This window comes from Streptomyces sp. CRN 30, assembly GCF_034105845.1.
Window position 1 is genome coordinate 23974 of sequence record NZ_JAVRHI010000267.1, and the last position, 18304, is coordinate 42277.

15 protein-coding genes and 1 pseudogene are annotated in these 18304 nt (G+C 73.0%); 11 read left to right on the plus strand and 5 right to left on the minus strand.

The features are described from left to right. Positions 1 to 3: 3 nt before the first annotated feature. The 3 genes from UW392_RS28545 to rhaI all read right to left on the minus strand — a co-directional run bounded on the left by UW392_RS28545 (position 4) and on the right by rhaI (position 4792). Positions 4 to 1452, minus strand: a complete 1449-nt coding sequence (locus UW392_RS28545) for a rhamnulokinase family protein (RefSeq protein ID WP_320778006.1) — start codon at positions 1450 to 1452, stop codon at positions 4 to 6. Continuing rightward, a complete protein-coding gene (locus UW392_RS28550) occupies positions 1449 to 3488 on the minus strand; it encodes a bifunctional aldolase/short-chain dehydrogenase (RefSeq protein WP_320778007.1) in 2040 nt (679 codons plus the stop codon). Before UW392_RS28550 ends, UW392_RS28545 begins: the two co-directional genes overlap by 4 nt. 143 nt (positions 3489 to 3631) lie before the next feature. After that, positions 3632 to 4792: an L-rhamnose isomerase gene (rhaI, locus tag UW392_RS28555; protein WP_320778008.1), complete on the minus strand. Its 1161-nt coding sequence runs from the start codon at positions 4790 to 4792 to the stop codon at positions 3632 to 3634. Positions 4793 to 5061: 269 nt separating this feature from the next. Between rhaI and UW392_RS28560 the strand changes: the two genes are divergently transcribed. The 9 genes from UW392_RS28560 (at position 5062) to UW392_RS28600 (ending at position 14325) form a co-directional block, all read left to right on the plus strand. Further along, the gene (locus tag UW392_RS28560; RefSeq protein WP_320778009.1) at positions 5062 to 6579 is read left to right on the plus strand and encodes a sugar ABC transporter ATP-binding protein; all 1518 of its coding nucleotides are present in this window, start codon (positions 5062 to 5064) and stop codon (positions 6577 to 6579) included. Beyond that, a complete protein-coding gene (locus tag UW392_RS28565) occupies positions 6576 to 7616 on the plus strand; it encodes an ABC transporter permease (protein ID WP_320778010.1) in 1041 nt (346 codons plus the stop codon). The genes UW392_RS28560 and UW392_RS28565 overlap by 4 nt, the downstream gene beginning before the upstream one ends. After that, entirely contained in the window at positions 7609 to 8625 is a 1017-nt protein-coding gene (locus UW392_RS28570; RefSeq protein WP_320778011.1) for an ABC transporter permease, read from the plus strand. Before UW392_RS28565 ends, UW392_RS28570 begins: the two co-directional genes overlap by 8 nt. Before the next feature lie 26 nt (positions 8626 to 8651). Further along, positions 8652 to 9734, plus strand: coding sequence for a rhamnose ABC transporter substrate-binding protein (gene rhaS, locus UW392_RS28575; RefSeq protein ID WP_320778012.1), 1083 nt, complete (start codon positions 8652 to 8654; stop codon positions 9732 to 9734). A 13-nt stretch (positions 9735 to 9747) separates the two neighbouring features. Then, positions 9748 to 10068 carry an L-rhamnose mutarotase gene (locus UW392_RS28580; RefSeq protein WP_320778013.1) on the plus strand — a complete coding sequence of 107 codons (321 nt, stop codon included), beginning with the start codon at positions 9748 to 9750 and terminating at the stop codon, positions 10066 to 10068. Positions 10069 to 10205: 137 nt separating this feature from the next. Beyond that, on the plus strand, positions 10206 to 11231 hold the full coding sequence (locus tag UW392_RS28585; protein ID WP_320778014.1) for a LacI family DNA-binding transcriptional regulator: 1026 nt from the start codon (positions 10206 to 10208) through the stop codon (positions 11229 to 11231). Positions 11232 to 11339: 108 nt separating this feature from the next. Continuing rightward, a complete protein-coding gene (locus UW392_RS28590; RefSeq protein WP_320778015.1) occupies positions 11340 to 12641 on the plus strand; it encodes an alpha/beta fold hydrolase in 1302 nt (433 codons plus the stop codon). Between the two features lie 44 nt (positions 12642 to 12685). Continuing rightward, complete coding sequence (locus UW392_RS28595; RefSeq protein WP_320778016.1) at positions 12686 to 13435, plus strand: PIG-L deacetylase family protein; 750 nt, start codon at positions 12686 to 12688, stop codon at positions 13433 to 13435. Next, a complete protein-coding gene (locus UW392_RS28600) occupies positions 13432 to 14325 on the plus strand; it encodes a sigma-70 family RNA polymerase sigma factor (protein ID WP_320778017.1) in 894 nt (297 codons plus the stop codon). The genes UW392_RS28595 and UW392_RS28600 overlap by 4 nt, the downstream gene beginning before the upstream one ends. A gap of 67 nt (positions 14326 to 14392) precedes the next feature. Here UW392_RS28600 and UW392_RS28605 read toward each other — a convergent pair whose 3' ends face one another. Further along, a complete protein-coding gene (locus tag UW392_RS28605) occupies positions 14393 to 15946 on the minus strand; it encodes a cytochrome P450 (protein WP_320778018.1) in 1554 nt (517 codons plus the stop codon). 111 nt (positions 15947 to 16057) lie between these two features. Between UW392_RS28605 and UW392_RS28610 the strand changes: the two genes are divergently transcribed. Further along, positions 16058 to 16666, plus strand: a complete 609-nt coding sequence (locus UW392_RS28610) for a TetR/AcrR family transcriptional regulator (protein ID WP_320778019.1) — start codon at positions 16058 to 16060, stop codon at positions 16664 to 16666. Positions 16667 to 16807: 141 nt separating this feature from the next. Beyond that, positions 16808 to 17533 carry a DUF2470 domain-containing protein gene (locus UW392_RS28615; RefSeq protein ID WP_320778020.1) on the plus strand — a complete coding sequence of 242 codons (726 nt, stop codon included), beginning with the start codon at positions 16808 to 16810 and terminating at the stop codon, positions 17531 to 17533. A 349-nt stretch (positions 17534 to 17882) separates the two neighbouring features. On the opposite strand, the pseudogene UW392_RS28625 reads toward UW392_RS28615, so the two are convergent. Continuing rightward, positions 17883 to 18304: pseudogene (locus UW392_RS28625) on the minus strand (hypothetical protein); the annotation flags it as partial.

An 18304-nucleotide genomic window follows, 5' to 3' on the forward strand; every position in this document is an offset into this window, starting at 1 on the left:
CGGTCACCGGACGGCGAGCCGGGCCGCGGCGGCCCGCCAGCGCGCGGCACCGCCGCGCGGCTCGTAGCGGACCGGACGCTGGGTGCGCACCAGCAGGTCGCGCATACCGGCGAGATCACCGACGTGCCCGTCCGCGCGGGCCTGCACCAGGACGTTGCCGAGCGCGGCGGCCTCCGCCGGGCCCGCCACCACCGGCAGCCCGCAGGCGTCCGCGGTGAGCTGGCACAGCAGCGCGTTGCGCGCCCCGCCGCCGACGACGTGCACGACGTCGACCGGATGCCCGGCCAGCCGCTGCGCGTCCTCGACCGCCGTCCGGTGCGCGAGGGCGAGGGAGTCCAGGATGCAGCGGGTCACCTCGGCGGGGGTCTCCGGGACCGGCTGTCCCGAGGCGCGGCACGCCGCGGCGATCCGCTCCGGCATCCGGCCCGGCGCGAGGAACGCCGCGTCCCCCGCGTCCACCACCGACCGCAGCTGAGGTACCTCGGCCGCCGCCCGCAGCAGCTCGCCCAGGTCCGGGCCGCCCCAGTCCCGTACGCACTCCTGGAGCAGCCACAGGCCCATGATGTTGTGCAGGTAGCGGACCGTGCCGTCCAGGCCCAGCTCGTTGGTGAAGTTCGCGGCGCGGCTCTCCTCGGTCAGCACCGGCGCGGTCAGCTCCAGGCCGGCCAGCGACCAGGTGCCGGTGCAGATGTAGGCGAACCGCTCGTCGGCCGCGGGCACGGCGGCCACCGCGGATGCGGTGTCGTGCGAGCCGACCGCCGTCACCGGGACCGGCCCCGTCAGGCCCGTCTCCGCCAGCACCTCCGGCCGCAGCACCCCCGCCGGGTCGCCCGGCAGCCGCAGCGGCGGGAACAGCCCGAGGTCGACACCGAGCCGCTCGGCGAGACCGTACGCCCAGTCCCGGGTGCGCGGGTCGATCAGCTGGGTGGTGGAGGCGTTGGTCAGCTCCGTGCCCTGCTCACCGGTGAGCCAGTACGTCAGCAGGTCCGGGATCAGCAACGCCCGCCGTGCCTGCGCCAGTTGGGCCGTCGAACGGGCCGCCGTCAGCTGGTACAGGGTGTTGAACGGGGCGTACTGGAGCCCGGTCGCCGCGTACAGTTCGGCGGCCGGCACGGTCGCCCACACCTTCTCCGCGACACCCTCGGTACGGGCGTCGCGGTAGTGCACCGGGTTGCCGAGCAGTGCTCCGTCGGCGTCCAGCAGGCCGTAGTCCACGGCCCAGCTGTCCACGCCGACGGAGGCCACCTGCCCGGCCGCCCGCAGCCCGTCCAGCACCCCGGCGTACAGCCCGAGGACGTCCCAGCGCAGCCCCTCCGGCACACGCACCGGCCGGTTGGGGAAGCGGTGCGCCTCGGTCAGCTCCAGGGTGCCGGGGCCGACGCGGCCGACCATGACGCGTCCGCTGGACGCGCCGAGGTCGACCGCGGCGTACGAGGTGGTGTCCGCGCTCATCGCAGGAACGCGGCGGCGACGCCGGCGTCGACCGGGACGTGCAGGCCGGTGGTGTGGGTCAGCTCCCCGCCGGTCAGCGCGAACACGGCGTTGGCCACGTGCTCGGGCAGCACCTCGCGCTTGAGGATGGTCCGCTGCGCGTAGAACTCGCCCAGCTTCTCCTCCTCCACCCCGTACACGGCCGCGCGCTGGGCGCCCCAGCCACCGGCGAAGATCCCCGAACCCCGCACCACGCCGTCGGGGTTGACCCCGTTGACGCGGATGCCGTGCTCGCCCAGCTCGGCGGCGAGCAGCCGCACCTGGTGGGCCTGGTCGGCCTTGGTGGCGGAGTAGGCGATGTTGTTCGGACCGGCGAACACGGCGTTCTTGGAGGCGATGTAGACGATGTCGCCGCCCAGCTTCTGCGCGATCATCACCCGGGCCGCCTCCCGCGACACCAGGAACGAACCGCGCGCCATGATGTCGTGCTGGAGGTCCCAGTCCTTGGCGGAGGTCTCCAGGAGCGGCTTGGAGATGGAGATGCCGGCGTTGTTGACGACCAGGTCCACCCCGCCGAAGGCGAGGGCGGCGGCGCGGAACGCGGCGGCGATCTGCTCCTCGTCGGTCACGTCCACGGTGACGGCGACGGCCTTGTCCGGGCCGCCCAGCTCCTCGGCGACCGCGGCGGCGTTCTCCCCGTTCAGGTCGGCGATCACGACGCACGCGCCCTCGCCGGCCAGCCGGTGGGCGATGGCCTTGCCGATCCCGCTGCCCGCCCCCGTCACCAGCGCCACCCGGGTCGCCAGCGGCTTGGGCTTCGGCATCCGCTGGAGCTTGGCCTCCTCAAGGGCCCAGTACTCGATGCGGAACTTCTCCGACTCCTCGATCGGCGCGTACGCGGAGACCGCCTCGGCCCCGCGCATCACGTTGATCGCGTTGACGTAGAACTCGCCGGCCACCCGCGCGGTCTGCTTGTCCTTGCCGAAGCTGAACATGCCCACGCCCGGCACCAGGACGATCGCCGGGTCGGCGCCGCGCATCGCGGGGGAGTCCGGCTCGGCGTGCCGCTCGTAGTAGGCGGCGTACTCCGCCCGGTACTCGGCGTGCAGTTCCCGAAGCCGCGCGACGGCCTCCTCCAGCGGGGCGCCGGGCGCCACGTCGAGGACGAGCGGCCGGACCTTGGTGCGCAGGAAGTGGTCGGGGCAGGAGGTGCCGAGCGCCGCCAGCCGCGGGTGCCCGTCCCGCGCGAGGAAGTCCAGCACCACGTCGGAGTCGGTGAAGTGCCCGACCTGCGCCCGGTCCTTCGAGGCGATCGCGCGGACGTACGGCGCGAGGGCCGCGGCCCGCTCCCGCCGCTCGCCCTCGGGCAGCGCCCCGTAACCGTCGACGAGGGGCCCGAACGGCTCGGCCTTCCCCCGCTCCTCCAGGAACTTCTCGGCGGTGCGGATGATGTGCAGCGAGTTCCGCTCGCACTCCTCGCTCGTGTCGCCCCAGGCGGTGATGCCGTGTCCGCCGAGGACACACCCGATCGCCCGCGGATTGGCCGCCTTCACGGCGGCGATGTCCAGGCCCAGCTGGAAACCGGGCCGCCGCCAGGGCACCCACACCACGGTGGAGCCGAAGCACTCGGCGGTCAGCTTCTCGCCGTCCGCCGCGCAGGCCAGCGCGATCCCGGAGTCGGGGTGCAGGTGGTCGACGTGCGCGGCCTCCACCAGACCGTGCATCGCGGTGTCGATGGACGGCGCGGCCCCGCCCTTGCCGTGCAGGCAGTAGTCGAACGCGGCGACCATCTCGTCCTCGCGCTCGACCCCCGGGTAGACGTCCGTGAGCGCCCGCATCCGGTCCAGCCGCAGTACGGCAAGACCCGCCTCGGTGAGCGTACCGAGGTCGCCCCCGGACCCCTTGACCCACATCAGCTCCACCTCACCCCCGGTGACGGGATCGGTGGCGGTGCCCTTGGCGGAGGTGTTGCCGCCGGCGTAGTTGGTGTTACGGGGATCGGAACCGAGCCGGTGGGAGCGGGCGAGCAGAGCCTCGGCTTCGGGATGGGCTGCCATGTCTGTTCATTCCTTTTCAGAAAGAGGGGAGGTGAAGCGCCCCGCAAGGGCGCGGGGCCGTATTCATGTGCGGCTACCGCCGCGTGGGCGCGCTCGACCACAACGGACCCGCGGCCCGCGATGGTGCGCAACCAGGCCGGTGCTCACGCACCCCACCCGGCCTGCTCCCCGCCGACCCGCTCGGCGACGACCTTCTCGGCCCACCCGGACGCCCGGTACGCCTTCATCGGCTCGGGGTCAAGCCCCATCTCCTCACGCACCTCGCGCAGCAGCGGACGCACGTCCGTGTCGTACGCGTCCATCAGCACGCCGTTGGCCTCCAGCACGTCCTCCGCGGCCTGCGCGGCGGCCAGCGCCTCGCGGTCCACGAGCAGCGCCTTCGCCGTGGCCTCCTGCACGTTCATCACCGACCGGATGATCGCGGGGATCTTCGCCTCGATGTTGTGGCACTGGTCCAGCATGAACGCCACGTCGGCGGTGAACCCGCCCCCGCGCACCACCTCGTACATGATCCGGAAGAGCTGGAACGGATCGGCCGCGCCGACCATCAGGTCGTCGTCCGCGTAGAACCGCGAGTTGAAGTCGAACCCGCCGAGCTTCCCCTCGCGCAGCAGCGTCGCGACGATGAACTCGATGTTGGTGCCCGGCGCGTGGTGCCCGGTGTCCACCACGACCTGCGCCTTCTCGCCCAGCTTCAGGGTGTGCGCGTACGCCGTGCCCCAGTCCGGCACGTCCGTGGTGTAGAAGGCGGGCTCGAAGAGCTTGTACTCAAGGAGCATCCGCTGGTCGTCGCCGAGCCGCCCGTACACCTCGGCCAGCGCCTCGGCCAGCCGGTCCTGCCGGCCCCGGATGTCGTCCTGGCCGGGGTAGTTCGTCCCGTCGGCGAACCACAGCTTCAGGTCCTTCGACCCCGTGGCGTCCATGATGTCGACGCACTCAAGGAGGTGGTCCACCGCCTTGCGGCGCACCGCCGCGTCGGGGTGGCAGACGCTGCCCAGCTTGTAGGAGTCGTCCTGGAAGGTGTTGGAGTTGACGGCGCCGATCTTCACCCCGCGCTCCTCGGCGTGCTTGGCCAGCGCGGCGTAGTCGTCGACCTTGTCCCACGGGATGTGCAGCGCCACGGTCGGGGCGACACCCGTGAACTCGTGCACCTTGGCCGCGTCGTCGAGCTTCTCGAACGGGGTGCGCGGCACGCCGGCCTGCGCGAACACCTTGAACCGGGTGCCCGAGTTCCCGTACGCCCACGACGGCGTCTCGACAGCCTGGGTCTTCAGCGCGGCCTTCACCGCGGCGAGCTCGGTCACGTCGGCTCCTGACGTCGGGTCGTACCGGGTCTCCGTACGACCATGTGTGAAACGATTCAGAACGCGAAGCTATGAGCCCGCCGGAGGGGTGTCAACCCTTCCGGCCGACCCGAACCGTCGTGACCCGGTTGTGACCTATGGCTTTCGAAAGTTTTTCGACCCGGACCCATTGACGTGACATGCCTCACCTGCCTAACGTCCCGGCAACCCAGTTGAAACCTTTCACGACGCCGTGAGGGCCGTCCCGCCGGCGTCGTCGAGGAGCCCTCATGACCCACCCGTCCGATACGGGTCCGGCCCCGGTTCTGGCGCTCAAGGACATCTCGAAGTCCTTCGGCGCGGTCCGTGCCCTGCGGGACGTCTCCCTTGAGCTGTTCCCCGGGGAGGTGCACGCCCTCGCCGGAGAGAACGGCGCCGGCAAGTCGACCCTCATCAAGACGCTCGCCGGAGTGCACCGCCCCGACGCGGGCCAGGTGCTGCTCGACGGTGAACCCGTCGTGTTCCACGGCCCCGGCGACGCCCGCGACGCGGGGATCGCCGTCATCTACCAGGAGCCGACCCTCTTCCCCGACCTGTCGATCGCCGAGAACATCTTCATGGGCCGCCAGCCGCGCCGCGCCCTCGGCCGCATCGACCACAAGGCCACCCACTCGGTCACGGCCGACCTGATGCGCCGCCTCGGGGTCGACCTCGACCCCGACCGGCCGGCCCGCGGTCTGTCCATCGCCGACCAGCAGATCGTGGAGATCGCCAAGGCGCTCTCCTTCGACGCCCGCGTCCTGATCATGGACGAGCCGACCGCCGCCCTCACCGGCAGCGAGGTCGCCCGCCTCTTCAACGTCGTGCGCACCCTGCGCGAAGAGGGCGCCGCGGTGCTCTTCATCTCCCACCGCCTGGAGGAGATCTTCCAGATCTGCAAGCGGGTCACCACCCTGCGCGACGGTGCCTGGATCTCCAGCGAACTCCTCGACGGCATGACCGAGGACGACCTGGTCCGCCGCATGGTCGGCCGCGACCTGGAGGAGCTGTACCCCAAGCAGGACGTGACCCCCGGCGAGGTCGCGCTGAGCGTGCGCCGGCTGACCCGCGAGGGCGTCTTCACCGACGTCTCCTTCGAGGTGCGGCGCGGCGAGATCGTCGGCCTCGCCGGACTGGTCGGCGCCGGACGCACCGAGGTCGCCCGCGCGCTGTTCGGCGTGGACCGCTGGGACGCCGGAGAGGTGGAGGTGGCGGGCGTCGCGCTGGTCAACGGCGCCCCCTCCACCGCGATGGCCGCGGGCCTCGCCCTGGTCCCCGAGGACCGGCGCGCCCAGGGCCTGGTGATGGACATGTCCATCGAGCGGAACATCGGCCTCACCGGACTCCGCACCACCGTCAGGGCCGGTCTGGTGGACCGCGGCGCCGAGCGCAGCCGCTCCCTGGACTGGGCCGTCAAGCTCCAGGTGAAGTACGCCCGGATCGCCGACGCGGTCTCCACCCTCTCCGGCGGCAACCAGCAGAAGGTCGTCCTCGCCAAGTGGCTGGCCACCGGCCCCAAGGTGCTCATCGTCGACGAGCCCACCCGCGGCATCGACGTCGGCACCAAGGCCGAGGTGCACCGCCTGCTGAGCGAGCTGGCCGCCGACGGCGTCGCCGTCCTGATGATCTCCTCCGACCTGCCCGAGGTCCTCGGCATGGCCGACCGCGTGCTCGTGATGCACGAGGGCCGGCTGACCGCCGAGATCGACCGGTCCGAAGCCACCGAGGAAACCGTGATGGCCGCAGCCACCGGGAGGGCCGCCGCATGACGGTGACCGCACCCGACGAAACACCTGTCGCCGACGTCCCCAAGGCCGGCGCGACCCGGCTCGTCGACCGCGTCTTCAAGATGCGCGAACTGGCGATCCTCGTCGTCTTCCTGGTGATGATCGCCGTCACCCAGGCGGGCAACAGCGAGTTCCTCTCCGAACAGGGCATCAGGGACCTGCTGCTGAACGCGACCATCCTGGTGCTGGTCGCCACCGGCCAGTCCCTGGTCGTCATCACCCGCAACGTCGACCTCTCGGTCGGCTCCACCCTCGGCATCAGCGCCTTCGCCGCCGGCACCTACCTCCAGGGCGGCGGCAACTCCGTCGTCGCCATCGCCCTCGCCGTCCTCCTCGGCATCGGCTTCGGCCTGCTCAACGGTCTGCTGGTCAGCCTCGGCCAGGTGCCCGCCCTCGTCGTCACCCTGGGCACGCTCTACATCATCCGCGGCATCGACTCCATCTGGGTCGGCTCCCGGCAGATCACCGCGGCCGACCTGCCCGACGGCTTCGTCGACTTCGGCTCCGGCGGCATCTCCGCCGTGCCCTACCTCGCGCTGATCGCGCTGGCGGTCCTGGTGGCGATGGCGTACTACCTCAAGCACTTCGGCAGCGGACGCGAGCTGTACGCGCTCGGCTCCAACCCCGAGGCCGCCCGCCTCGCCGGCATCCCGGTCCGCAAGCGCATCCTCGCCGCCTACACCTTCTGCGGCGCCCTCGCGGGCCTGGCCGGCGCGCTCTACCTGGCCCGGTTCGGCAACGTCGACTCCGGCACCGGCAACGGCTACGAACTCACCGTCGTCAGCGCCGTCGTCGTCGGCGGCGTCGTCTTCACCGGCGGCTCCGGCAGCGTCTACGGCGCCGCCCTCGGCGCCCTGCTGCTGACCTCCATCAACAGCGTGCTGCCCGCCCTCGGCGTCAGCTCGGTCTGGGTGCTGGCCATCAACGGCATCCTGCTCATCCTCGCCATCGCGGTCGACCGGATCGTGGCCCTGCGCGTGGCGACCGCCCTGAAGAAGAGGAACGCCCGCCATGGCTGACTCGCCCTTCTCGCGCGCCATCCGGTGGGACACCGTCGTCGGCGCCCTCCTGATCGTCGTCCTGCTGCTGTCCTTCGGCTTCGTCGACGGCTTCGGCAACTCGCTCAACCTGTCGTTCCTCATCGGCAACACCCTGCCGATCGCCCTCATCGCCCTGCCGATGACCCTGCTCGTCGTCTCCGGCGAGATCGACCTCTCCGTCGCCTCGACGGCCGGTCTCTCCGGCGCGGTGATGGGCGCCCTGTGGAACGAGGGCATGACCATCGAGACGATCATCCCGATCTGCCTCGTCCTCGGCGTGGTCTGCGGCCTGGTCAACGGCCTGCTGGTGACCAGGCTCGGGCTGCCCTCGCTCGCCGTCACCATCGGCACCATGGCCGCCTACCGGGGCATCGCGCAGATCGTCCTCGGCTCCGACGCGGTCACCGACTTCCCCTCGCAGTACCTGGACTTCGCGGCCGGCCGGATCGGGGACACCTTCGTCCCGTACGCCTTCCTGCCCTTCCTGGTGCTGCTCGCCATCGCCGTGGTCGCGCTGCACGCCACCCCCTTCGGGCGGGCGCTGTTCGCCATCGGCGCCAGCGAGGAGGCCGCCCGGTTCGCCGGCATCCGGGTCAAGCGGCAGAAGCTGCTGCTGTTCGTCCTCACCGGCCTGATGGCGTCCCTCACCGGCATCTTCTGGGCCCTGCACTACGCCAGCGCCCGCTACGACAACGCCACCGGCCTGGAACTCTCCGTGATCGCGGCCGTCCTGCTCGGCGGCATCGACTTCGACGGCGGCAAGGGCACCCTCGGCGGCGCCGTCGCCGGTGTGTTCCTGCTCGGCGCGTTGCAGAACGTCATGAGCCTTCAGGACGTCTCCGCCCAGTCGCAGATCGTCGTCACCGGGGTCCTGCTCGTCCTCTCCGTGCTCGGCCCGAGGGTCGCACGCCAGATCTCCGTCGCGAGGGCGGGACGCCGAGCCGCGTCGTCGCCACCCCTGCCGAAGACGCCCGCCCCCACGCCGTGATGAACACCTCCCTTAAGGAATCAGCCATGCGCAAGTCCTCGCTCCGCCGTACCTGTGCGGCCCTCGCCGCCGTCACCTCCCTCGCCCTCGCGGTCACCGCCTGCGGCGGCACCACCAAGAAGGACGTCGAGAAGGAGGGCGGCTCGGCCGCCGCGGCCGGCAAGGCCGACCCGAACGCCGAGACCAAGAAGGGCCTGACCGTCGGCTTCCTGCCCAAGCAGGTCAACAACCCCTACTTCACCGTCGCCGACAAGGGCGGCGAGAAGGCGCTGAAGGAGCTGGGCTCCACCTACAAGGAGGTCGGTACCTCCAGCGGCACCGACACCGCGGGCCAGGTCTCCTACGTCAACACGCTCACCCAGCAGCAGGTCGACGCGATGGCCGTCTCCGCGCAGGACCAGGGCGCGCTGTGCACCGCGCTCAAGCAGGCCATGAAGAACGACATCAAGGTCGTCACCTACGACTCGGACACCAACCCCGAGTGCCGCAACGCCTTCGTCTCCCAGGCGTCCTCCGACGACCTCGGCCGCACCCAGGTGCAGCTCCTCGCCGAGCAGATCGGCAACAAGGGCGAGATCGCGATCCTCTCCGCCGCGCAGACCGCGACGAACCAGAACGCCTGGATCGAGATCATGAAGGACGAGCTGAAGGACCCGAAGTACAAGGACATCAAGCTGGTCAAGGTCGCCTACGGCGACGACGACGCGCAGAAGTCCTTCCAGCAGACGCAGGGCCTGCTCCAGGAGTACCCGGACCTGAAGGGGATCATCTCCCCGACCACCGTCGGCATCAAGGCCGCCGCCCAGTACCTCTCCGGCTCCAAGTACAAGGGCAAGGTCAAGCTGACGGGCCTCGGCACCCCCAACGACATGCGCAAGTACGTCAAGAACGGCACCGTCGAGGAGTTCGAGCTGTGGGACCCGGCCAAGCTCGGCGAGCTGGCCGCCCGCACCGCCGTCGCGCTGTCCTCGGGCCAGATCACCGGCAAGGAGGGCGAGACGTTCAAGGCCGGTGACATGGGCGAGTACACCATCGGCGCCGACGGGGTCGTCAACCTCGGCAAGCCGACCGTGTTCAGCGCCGACAACATCGACCAGTACGACTTCTGACGGAGCGGTACTCATGCAGCGTGTCTGTTTCCTGCTCAAGGTCCGCGAGGACAAGCTCGCCGAGTACCGCCGACGCCACGCCGCCGTGTGGCAGGAGATGCGGGACGCACTCTCGGCCACCGGCTGGCACAACTACTCGCTCTTCCTGCGCGACGACGGCCTCCTCGTCGGCTATCTGGAGACCGAGGACTTCGCCGCCGCGCAGGCCGGCATGGAGGCCACCGACGTCAACGCCCGCTGGCAGGCGGAGATGGCCCCGTTCTTCGAGTCCCTCGACGGGGCCCGCCCCGACGAGGCGATGAAGCCGCTCACCGAGGTGTTCCACCTCGCCTGACCACCCCCGGGGGGACGCCGCGCCGCCGGTGCGACGACCGTCGTGCCGGACCGGCGACGGTAGTGTGAAGGTCCGCGCCCGCCGCCCGGCGTCCCCTCCCAAGCGTTCCCCGTTCGACCCCTGGAGGTCCCTCCCCGATGGCCCAGTCGGTGGGTATCAAGGACGTCGCCCGTGCCGCCGGAGTCTCCGTGGGCACGGTCTCGAACGTCATCAACCGCCCGGACACCGTCGCCACCGAGACGCGGGCGCGCGTGCTCTCCGCGATCGACCGGCTCGGCTACGTCCGCAGCGAGTCCGCCCGGCAACTGCGCGCGGGCCGCAGCCGGATCATGGGCCTGCTCGTCCTCGACATGGGCAACCCCTTCTTCGTCGACGTGGCCCGCGGCGCCGAGCGCGCCGCCCGCGACGCCGGACTCGGCGTGATGGTCTGCAACAGCGCCCAGAACCCCGGTGAGGAGGCCGAGTACCTCTCGCTCTTCGCCGAGCAGCGGGTCCGCGGCGTGCTCCTCACCCCCGCCGACGCCACCGGCCGCAACATCGACACCTTCCGCCGCCACAACATCCCCTTCGTCCTCGTCGACCGGGTCGCCGAGGGCACCACCGAGTGCTCCGTCTCCGTCGACGACATCGCCGGCGGCGCGCTCGCCGTGCGCCACCTCGCCGACGCCGGGCACCGCTCCATCGCCTACGTCAGCGGGCCGCCCGGCCTCAACCAGGTCCGCGACCGCCGCACCGGCGCCCTGCGCGCCCTCGACGAGGCCGGACTCGGCCCCGACGCGCTGCGCGAGCTGCCCACCGAACGGCTCGACGTCGCCGCCGGACGGGACGCCGGCGCCCGCCTCCTCGGCCTCGCCGACCGGCCCACCGCCGTCTTCTGCGCCAACGACCTGCTCGCCCTCGGCGTCCTCCAGGCCATGTACGCCGCCGGGGTCGGCGTCCCCGACGACCTCGCCATCGTCGGCTACGACGACATCGAGTTCGCCGCCGCGGCGGCCGTCCCCCTCACCTCCGTACGGCAGCCCGCCCAGACCATGGGCGCGCTCGCCGCCGACCTGCTCCTGGAGGAGACCGAGGCGGCGACGACGGGCGCGCCGCACGAGCACCGCAAGGTCGTCCTCCAGCCCGAACTGGTGGTACGCCGCTCCAGTCTCTCCGCGCGCTGACCCTCCGCACAGCGGAATCTCCCCCTCCCGGGGTCGGCGGCGAAAGGACCCTGTGCTGAACTGGGACACGGCCGAAAATCCGTCCGTCCCAGCAGACCGGGAGTCCCGTTGACCGCCAGCTACCGCCAGCCCGGCGTCGTCCTCACCGACCGCCGCTTCACCGTCCCCCTGGACCACGCCGCCCCCGGCGGGGAGACGATCGAGCTGTACGCCCGCGAGGTCGTCGCGAGCGACAAGGCGGACCGGGACCTGCCGTGGCTGCTCTACCTCCAGGGCGGACCCGGCTTCGGGGCGAATCGTTTCATCGGGAAGCAGGCCTGGCTCGGCCGCGCCCTGGAGGAGTTCCGCGTCCTCCTCCTCGACCAGCGCGGCACCGGCGCCTCCACCCCCGCCAACCGGCAGACGCTCCCGCTCGTCGGCGGCCCCGCCGAGCAGGCCGCCTACCTCGCCCACTTCCGCGCCGACTCCATCATCCGCGACTGCGAACTGATCCGCCCCCGCGTCACCGGCGGCGCTCCCTGGACCGTCCTCGGCCAGAGCTTCGGCGGCTTCTGCACCGTCGGCTACCTCTCCCTGGCCCCCGAGGGCCTCGCCACCGCCCTGATCACCGGCGGCCTGCCCTCGCTCGACGCCCACGCCGACGACGTCTACCGGGCCGCCTACCCGCGCATCGCACGCAAGGTCGCCGCGCACTACACCCGCTACCCCCAGGACATCGAGCGCGCCCGCCGGATCGCCGGCCACCTGCTCACCCACGACGTGGTCCTGCCGAACGGCTACCGGTTCACCGTCGAGGCGTTCCAGTCCCTCGGCATCATGCTCGGCGGCAGCGAGGGCAGCCACCGCCTGCACTTCCTGCTGGAGGACGCCTTCGTCCCCGCACCCGGCGGCCCCGTCCTCTCCGACGCCTTCCAGGAACAGGTCCAGGGCCTGCTGTCCTACGCGGCCAACCCGCTGTACGCGGTGGTGCACGAGGCGATCTACGGCCAGGACGGACGGCCCACCGGCTGGTCCGCCGAGCGGGTGCGCGCCGAGTTCCCGGAGTTCGACGCCGCCAAGGCCCTCGCCGGCGACGGACCCCTCATGTTCACCGGCGAGTCCGTCCACCCCTGGATGTTCGACTGCGACCCGGCACTGCGCCCGCTGCGCGAGGCCGCGGAACTCCTCGCCGCCCGCACCGACTGGACCCCCCTCTACGACCCCGCCCGCCTCGCCGCCAACGAGGTCCCGGCCGCCGCGGCCGTCTACCACGACGACATGTACGTCGACACCGGCCACGCCCTCACCACCGCCCGCGCCGTCCGTGGCCTGCGCACGTGGGTCACCGACGAGTTCGAGCACGACGGCGTCCGGGCCGGCGGCCCCCGCGTCCTGGACAGGCTGCTGGCCCTCGCCCGCGACGAGGCCTGAGTTCGCCGGGCGCGCTGTCAGTGCTCCCGGCTAGGGTGCGGAGCATGACCGAGCCGACGCTCGCACCACCCCTGGAGCCCCTGCCCGGCGACTGGCGGCGCGCCCTGGCCGTCGTCGCCCACCCGGACGACCTGGAGTACGGCTGCTCGGCGGCGGTCGCGGTCTGGACCGACGCCGGCCGCGAGGTCGCCTACGTCCTCGCCACCCGCGGCGAGGCCGGCATCGACACCCTGCCGCCCGACGAGTGCGCCCCGCTGCGGGAGCGCGAACAGCGGGCGAGCGCCGCCGTGGTCGGCGTGAGCGAGGTGGAGTTCCTCGACCACCGTGACGGCGTCGTCGAGTACGGCACCGCGTTGCGCCGGGACATCGCCGCCGCGATCCGCCGCCACCGGCCCGAGCTGGTCGTCACCCTCGGCCACCGGGAGGAGGTCCTGGGCGGGACGTACTGGAACACCCCGGACCACGTGGCCGTGGGCCGGGCCACGCTGGACGCGGTGGCCGACGCCGGCAACCGCTGGATCTTCCCCGAACTGGCCGAGAAGGGCCTCCAGCCGTGGAACGGGGTGCGGTGGGTCGCCGTGGGCGGCTCCGACACCCCCACCCACGCCGTGGACGTCACGGACGGCCTGGAGCGCGGCATCCGCTCCCTGCTCGAACACCGCACGTACATCGAGGTGCTGACCGACCAGGACCCCGAGGAGTACGCCCGGAGCCTTCTCGTGCCGTACGCCGAGGCCACGGGGGAGCGGTTCGGCGGCCGGCCGGCGGTCGCCTTCCAGGTCTTCGCCCGGTGACCGGCACGGACGCGGCACGGCTCCTGGCCGCCCGCTTCGAGGAGCACCGCCCCCGTCTGAAGGCGGTCGCCTACCGCATGCTCGGCTCCCTCGCCGAGGCGGAGGACGCGGTCCAGGAGACCTGGCTGCGCCTGGACCGCACCGGCGCGGACGCCATCGCCAACCTCGGCGGCTGGCTGACCACCGTCACCGGCCGGATCTGCCTCGACATGCTGCGTTCGCGCGCCGTGCGCCGCGAGGAGCCGATCCCCGAGGACGCCGGTCCCTCCGTACCGGACCCGCTGGTCGGGCCGCTGCCGTCCGGCGACCCGGAGCGGGAGGCGCTGCACACGGACTCGGTGGGCCTGGCGCTGCTGGTGGTCCTCCAGACACTGGAGCCGGCCGAGCGGCTGGCGTTCGTCCTGCACGACATGTTCGCCGTGCCGTTCGACGACATCGCCCCGGTCGTGGAGCGCACCCCGGCCGCCACCCGCCAACTGGCCAGCAGGGCCCGGCGCCGCGCCCGCGACGCGGCCCCCGCGGCCGACCCCGACCTCGGGCGGCAGCGCCGGGCCCTGGAGGCGTTCCTGGCCGCCAGCCGCGCCGGGGACTTCGAGGCGCTGGTCGCCGTCCTCCACCCGGACGCGGTGCTGCGGGCCGACGGCGGTCCGTCCCTGTCCCGGCTGGTGCGCGGCGCCCGGAAGGTCGCCGGGCAGGCGGTCCTCTTCCGGCACGACCGCCTGGAGGTGCGGTTCGTCCTGGTCAACGGGGCGGTCGGCATCCTGGCCGAGGTCGACGGACGGCCGCTGTCGGTCGTCACGGCCACCGTCGCCGAGGACCGGATCACGGCGCTCTACATCCTGGCCGACACCGACCGCCTGGACCGGCTGGGGCTGCCCGGCACCGGGTAGCCCCGGGGAGGGGAGGGGGCGGAACGGGCGCGCGGCCCGGGGGAGCGAGGGGACCCGGCTGCCGGGGTCAGTCGACCGCCCGGCGCACGGGACAGCGGGCGGCCGAGGGCGAGTCGTCGCCGGTCCGCGCGGGCACGGCACCGGCTTCGGGCGTCACGGCCCGGCGCCGTTCCGGGCGCAGCCGCAGTCCCTCCGGCATCAGGGTCAGCCGCTCCGTCACCCGCAGCCGGTACTCCGGGTCCGGCCGCAGCTCGTAGCGGCGCAGCAGCAGACCGAGGACCAGCGTGGCCTCGTGCAGCGCGAACTGCCGCCCGATGCACGCCCGCGCGCCCGTGCCGAACGGCTTGAAGGTGTGCGGCGGCCGGGACCGTACCGCCTTCGCCTCGAACCGGTCCGGGTCGAACCGTTCGGCGTCCGCACTCCACACCTCGGGGTCGCGGTGCAGCATCGGGGTGAGGACGAGCGCCCACGCCCCGCGCCGCATCGGGTGCTCGCCGCCCAGCACCGTGTCGGCGCGGGCCTCCCGGGCGAAGGCGGGCGCCGTCGGCCACAGCCGCAGCGACTCGTCGAGGACCCGGCGCAGGTAGCGCGCCTTCGCCACCTGCTCGTACCCGGGTACGGCCGTACCGCCCCACAGCCGGTCCACCTCGGCCCGCGCGCGGGCGGCGGCCTCCGGGTGCCGGGAGAGGTAGTGCAGCGCGAAGGAGAGCGCGCCGGAGGTCGTCTCGTGCCCGGCGACCAGGAAGGTGATGACCTGCCGGCGCACGTTCTCGGCGGACAGCCGCTCCCCGGTCTCCGGGTGCGCGGTCCGCAGCATCCGGTCCAGCAGGTCCCCGTCGCCGCTGTCACCCGCCGTGCGGCGGGCCTGTACCAGGTCGTCGACAGTGCGTTCCAGGCAGGCGATGTCGGCGGTGTTGCGCCTGCTCGCGCGGCGCAGCAGCCACGGGGCGAGCGGCGCGGGCACGGTGTTGCGGCGCTGCGCGAAGCCGAGGGCGCCGACCATCGCGGTGACGAACGGGTGCGGCCGGTCGCGTTCGAACGATCCGAAGTCGTGCCCGAAGCCGGTGCGCGCGATGGTCTCCAGCGTCAGCTTGGTCATGTCGCCCGGCACGTCCACCGACCGGCCCGCTTCTGCGGCGCGGTCCCAGTGTCCGATGAGCCGCTCCGCCACGTCCAGCATCATCGGGTGGTAGCCCGCCATCGCCTCGCGGCTGAAGCCGGGGGCGAGCACGTCGTGCGCGAGCTGCCAGTTGGGCTCGTGGTTGTACGCCGTGAACAGCCCGTCCCCGGCGACGGGGCGCAGGTTGGCGACGCCCAGGCCCACGTGCTTGGCGAACCGTGTGTCGTCCGCGAGTTCGGCGGTGAGCGCGGCACCCCACACGAAGACGAACTCCTTGCCGAAGGCCCGCCGCCGGAAGACGGGGCCCAGCCGCCGCGCATGCCGCATCGAGTCCTGCACCGGGGTGCGCCGGTCCGCCCCCACCACGTCCCCCAACAGGGGGAGCCGGTGCGGCGGGTGGGGTATTCGGCGCAGCTCGGGCCAGCCCAGCTCCGCGCCGCGGAACCCTTTCGTCAGCTCTGTCGCGACCGGTGCGTTCGTCGTCGCCGGTGTCCGGGCCATGACGCGGTCTCCCTCGACGCGGTGGCGTGGCGCGCGTGTTGTACGCGGATTCAATAGCGCGCGGCCCAGTCTCGTCCCGCCGCTGAACCGGCGTCAAGTAAGCTGCGTGCCATGGCCGCCGACCAGGGGGAGCGCACGCGCCGCCGGCTCAGCACCGCCGAACGCCGGGAGCAACTGCTGTCGGTCGGCGCGCGACTCTTCTCGGAGAGTCCGTACGACGAGGTGTGGATCGAGCGCGTGGCCGAGATCGCCGGCGTCTCCCGCGGCCTGCTCTACCACTACTTCCCGACGAAGCGGGACTTCTTCGCGGCGGTCGTCGGGCGCGAGAGCGAGCGGATGCTGCGGATGACGGCGGCCGTGCCGGGCGTCCCCGTGCGCGAGCAGCTCACGGCGGGCCTCGACGCCTATCTCGGCTACGTGGAGGCGCACGCGCACGGGTACCGGGCCTTCCACCGGGCCGACGCCGCGGGCGACCAGGAGGTGCGCCGCGTCTACCGGCGGGCGCTCGCCGCGCAGCAGCGGCAGATCCTGGCCGCGCTCGCCGCCGACCCCGGCTTCGGTCCGGAGTTCGCCGAGCGGCCGGACGTCCGGCTCGCCGTGCGCGGCTGGCTCGCGTTCGCCACCGCCGTCTGCCTGGAGTGGCTGCGGGAGGCGGAACCGGCCCGCGACGAGGTGCGCGACCTGTGCGCGCGGGCGCTGTTGGGCGCCATCGGGGACTGAGCACCGGCCCGGCTCGCCCGGCCGGCTCGCCGTTCCCCGCCGCTCGCTCCGCTCCGGAAGTCTCGTGAAGATCACGCGTCATGGTTGGCGTGCGCCCGGATCTTCTGTAGGTTAGGCAAGGCTTACCTAAGGAGGTTGGGGATGGCAGACAGCCGATCCTGGACGGCCGCACCCGCGGCGGCCGAACGTGCCCGTTCGATGCTGGCCGCGGCGTGGTCCTGCGCGGTGACCGCGGAGGGTGGACGCGAGGACTTCGTCGGCGCCCACTCCGTGGCCGACGACGGACGTGTGCTGCTGCACGTGCCCGAGGACAGCGCCCTGCTCGGCGCGGCGATCTGCGCGCCCCGCGGCGAGCCGTCGGCCGTCCTGGAGTTCGCCGACGTGGCGCCCGTCCCGGTCCGCGGCAGGATCCGGGCCCGGCTGTGGATGGCCGGCCGGCTGGCGATCGAGGAGGGCCACCTGGCCTTCCACCCCACCCGCGTGGTGCTGCGGGAGCAGTCCGGCTCCGTCGTGGTCGACGGCGAGGAGTTCGCCACCGCCTCGCCCGACCCGCTGGCCACCGCCGAGGCCCGGCTGCTGACCCACCTCGCCGACTGCCACGGCGACGCCGTGGAGCGGCTCACCCGGCTTGTCGACGCCGACAGCCTCCAGGGCGTCGTCCGGGTCCGCCCGCTCGCCGTCGACCGGCACGGACTGACGCTGCGCATCGAGCGCATCCGCTCCCACGGCGACGTGCGGCTGCCGTTCCACGCGCCCGCCGACGACGTCACCCAGCTCACCGAGCGCATGCACGTCCTGCTCGCCCAGGCGAGCGCGGCCGCCCGCCCGCGCGCGCTGCAGCAGCAGCGCACAGACGGCGACGGGTGAGGCGAACGGCTCACCGGCGAACACCGGCCCGCCGTCCGGCGAGAGGGAGATCCGCCGGGGAACCCGCCGCCCACCGGGACCGAGTCCAGCGGCCGTAGCCGGGCGCCGTCGCGCTCCACCGCGTACCGCGTGAGCGTGAGGGTGTCACGGCCCCGGTCGGCGAGGGACGCGTACGCCCCGTCGGGCGTCACCACGAACCGCAGTCCACCGAGGCGGGCGGGGAGGAGAGCGCGGGCGTCAACCACCGGGACAGTGTGGCAGCCACCCTGTCCCGGGACGGAGGGGGTGGGGGCAAGGCGGGCCCGCGGGGACGGGGGTGCCGCGCGCGTCCGGCGCGGCTGCCCGGCGGCTACCAGTCGCCGTCCTCCACCGGCCGCTCCTTCGCGTCGCCCAGGGGCAGCACCTGCGGCGGCGCCGGCTCGTGCCAGGGCGTGTCGTCGTCGCCCAGCCAGTCGCCGACCGGCCTGACGGCGCCCAGGGTGTCCGCCGGGGCGAGATCGGCGCCGTCCTGGTCGTAGTAGTCGAACCAGGGCAGCCCGGCCTTGGTGTACGCCGCGCGGTCCACGGGGGAGGGCGGCGGCTCCTCGCCGGTGACACGGCGCCAGTCGGGCGGCGTCACCAGGTGCACGAAGACCCGGCCCGCGGGATCGTCGGACCAGTCGCCCGGCGGCCGGTCGTCGCGGTAGACCTCCTGCCGCAGGGCGCCACCGGCCCCGAGCCCCATGGCCGCCGCGGCCCGCGGCCGGCTCCCGGTCCGGGCCCCGGGCACCG

Bases quoted from the DNA above. Each gene is read 5' to 3' on its own strand.
- UW392_RS28545 (WP_320778006.1), bottom strand. From the start codon at position 1,452: ATGAGCGCGGACACCACCTCGTACGCCGCGGTCGACCTCGGCGCGTCC.
- UW392_RS28550 (WP_320778007.1), bottom strand. From the start codon at position 3,488: ATGGCAGCCCATCCCGAAGCCGAGGCTCTGCTCGCCCGCTCCCACCGG.
- UW392_RS28560 (WP_320778009.1), top strand. From the start codon at position 5,062: ATGACCCACCCGTCCGATACGGGTCCGGCCCCGGTTCTGGCGCTCAAG.
- UW392_RS28565 (WP_320778010.1), top strand. From the start codon at position 6,576: ATGACGGTGACCGCACCCGACGAAACACCTGTCGCCGACGTCCCCAAG.
- UW392_RS28570 (WP_320778011.1), top strand. From the start codon at position 7,609: ATGGCTGACTCGCCCTTCTCGCGCGCCATCCGGTGGGACACCGTCGTC.
- rhaS (WP_320778012.1), top strand. From the start codon at position 8,652: ATGCGCAAGTCCTCGCTCCGCCGTACCTGTGCGGCCCTCGCCGCCGTC.
- UW392_RS28580 (WP_320778013.1), top strand. From the start codon at position 9,748: ATGCAGCGTGTCTGTTTCCTGCTCAAGGTCCGCGAGGACAAGCTCGCC.
- UW392_RS28585 (WP_320778014.1), top strand. From the start codon at position 10,206: ATGGCCCAGTCGGTGGGTATCAAGGACGTCGCCCGTGCCGCCGGAGTC.
- UW392_RS28595 (WP_320778016.1), top strand. From the start codon at position 12,686: ATGACCGAGCCGACGCTCGCACCACCCCTGGAGCCCCTGCCCGGCGAC.
- UW392_RS28605 (WP_320778018.1), bottom strand. From the start codon at position 15,946: ATGGCCCGGACACCGGCGACGACGAACGCACCGGTCGCGACAGAGCTG.
- UW392_RS28610 (WP_320778019.1), top strand. From the start codon at position 16,058: ATGGCCGCCGACCAGGGGGAGCGCACGCGCCGCCGGCTCAGCACCGCC.
- UW392_RS28615 (WP_320778020.1), top strand. From the start codon at position 16,808: ATGGCAGACAGCCGATCCTGGACGGCCGCACCCGCGGCGGCCGAACGT.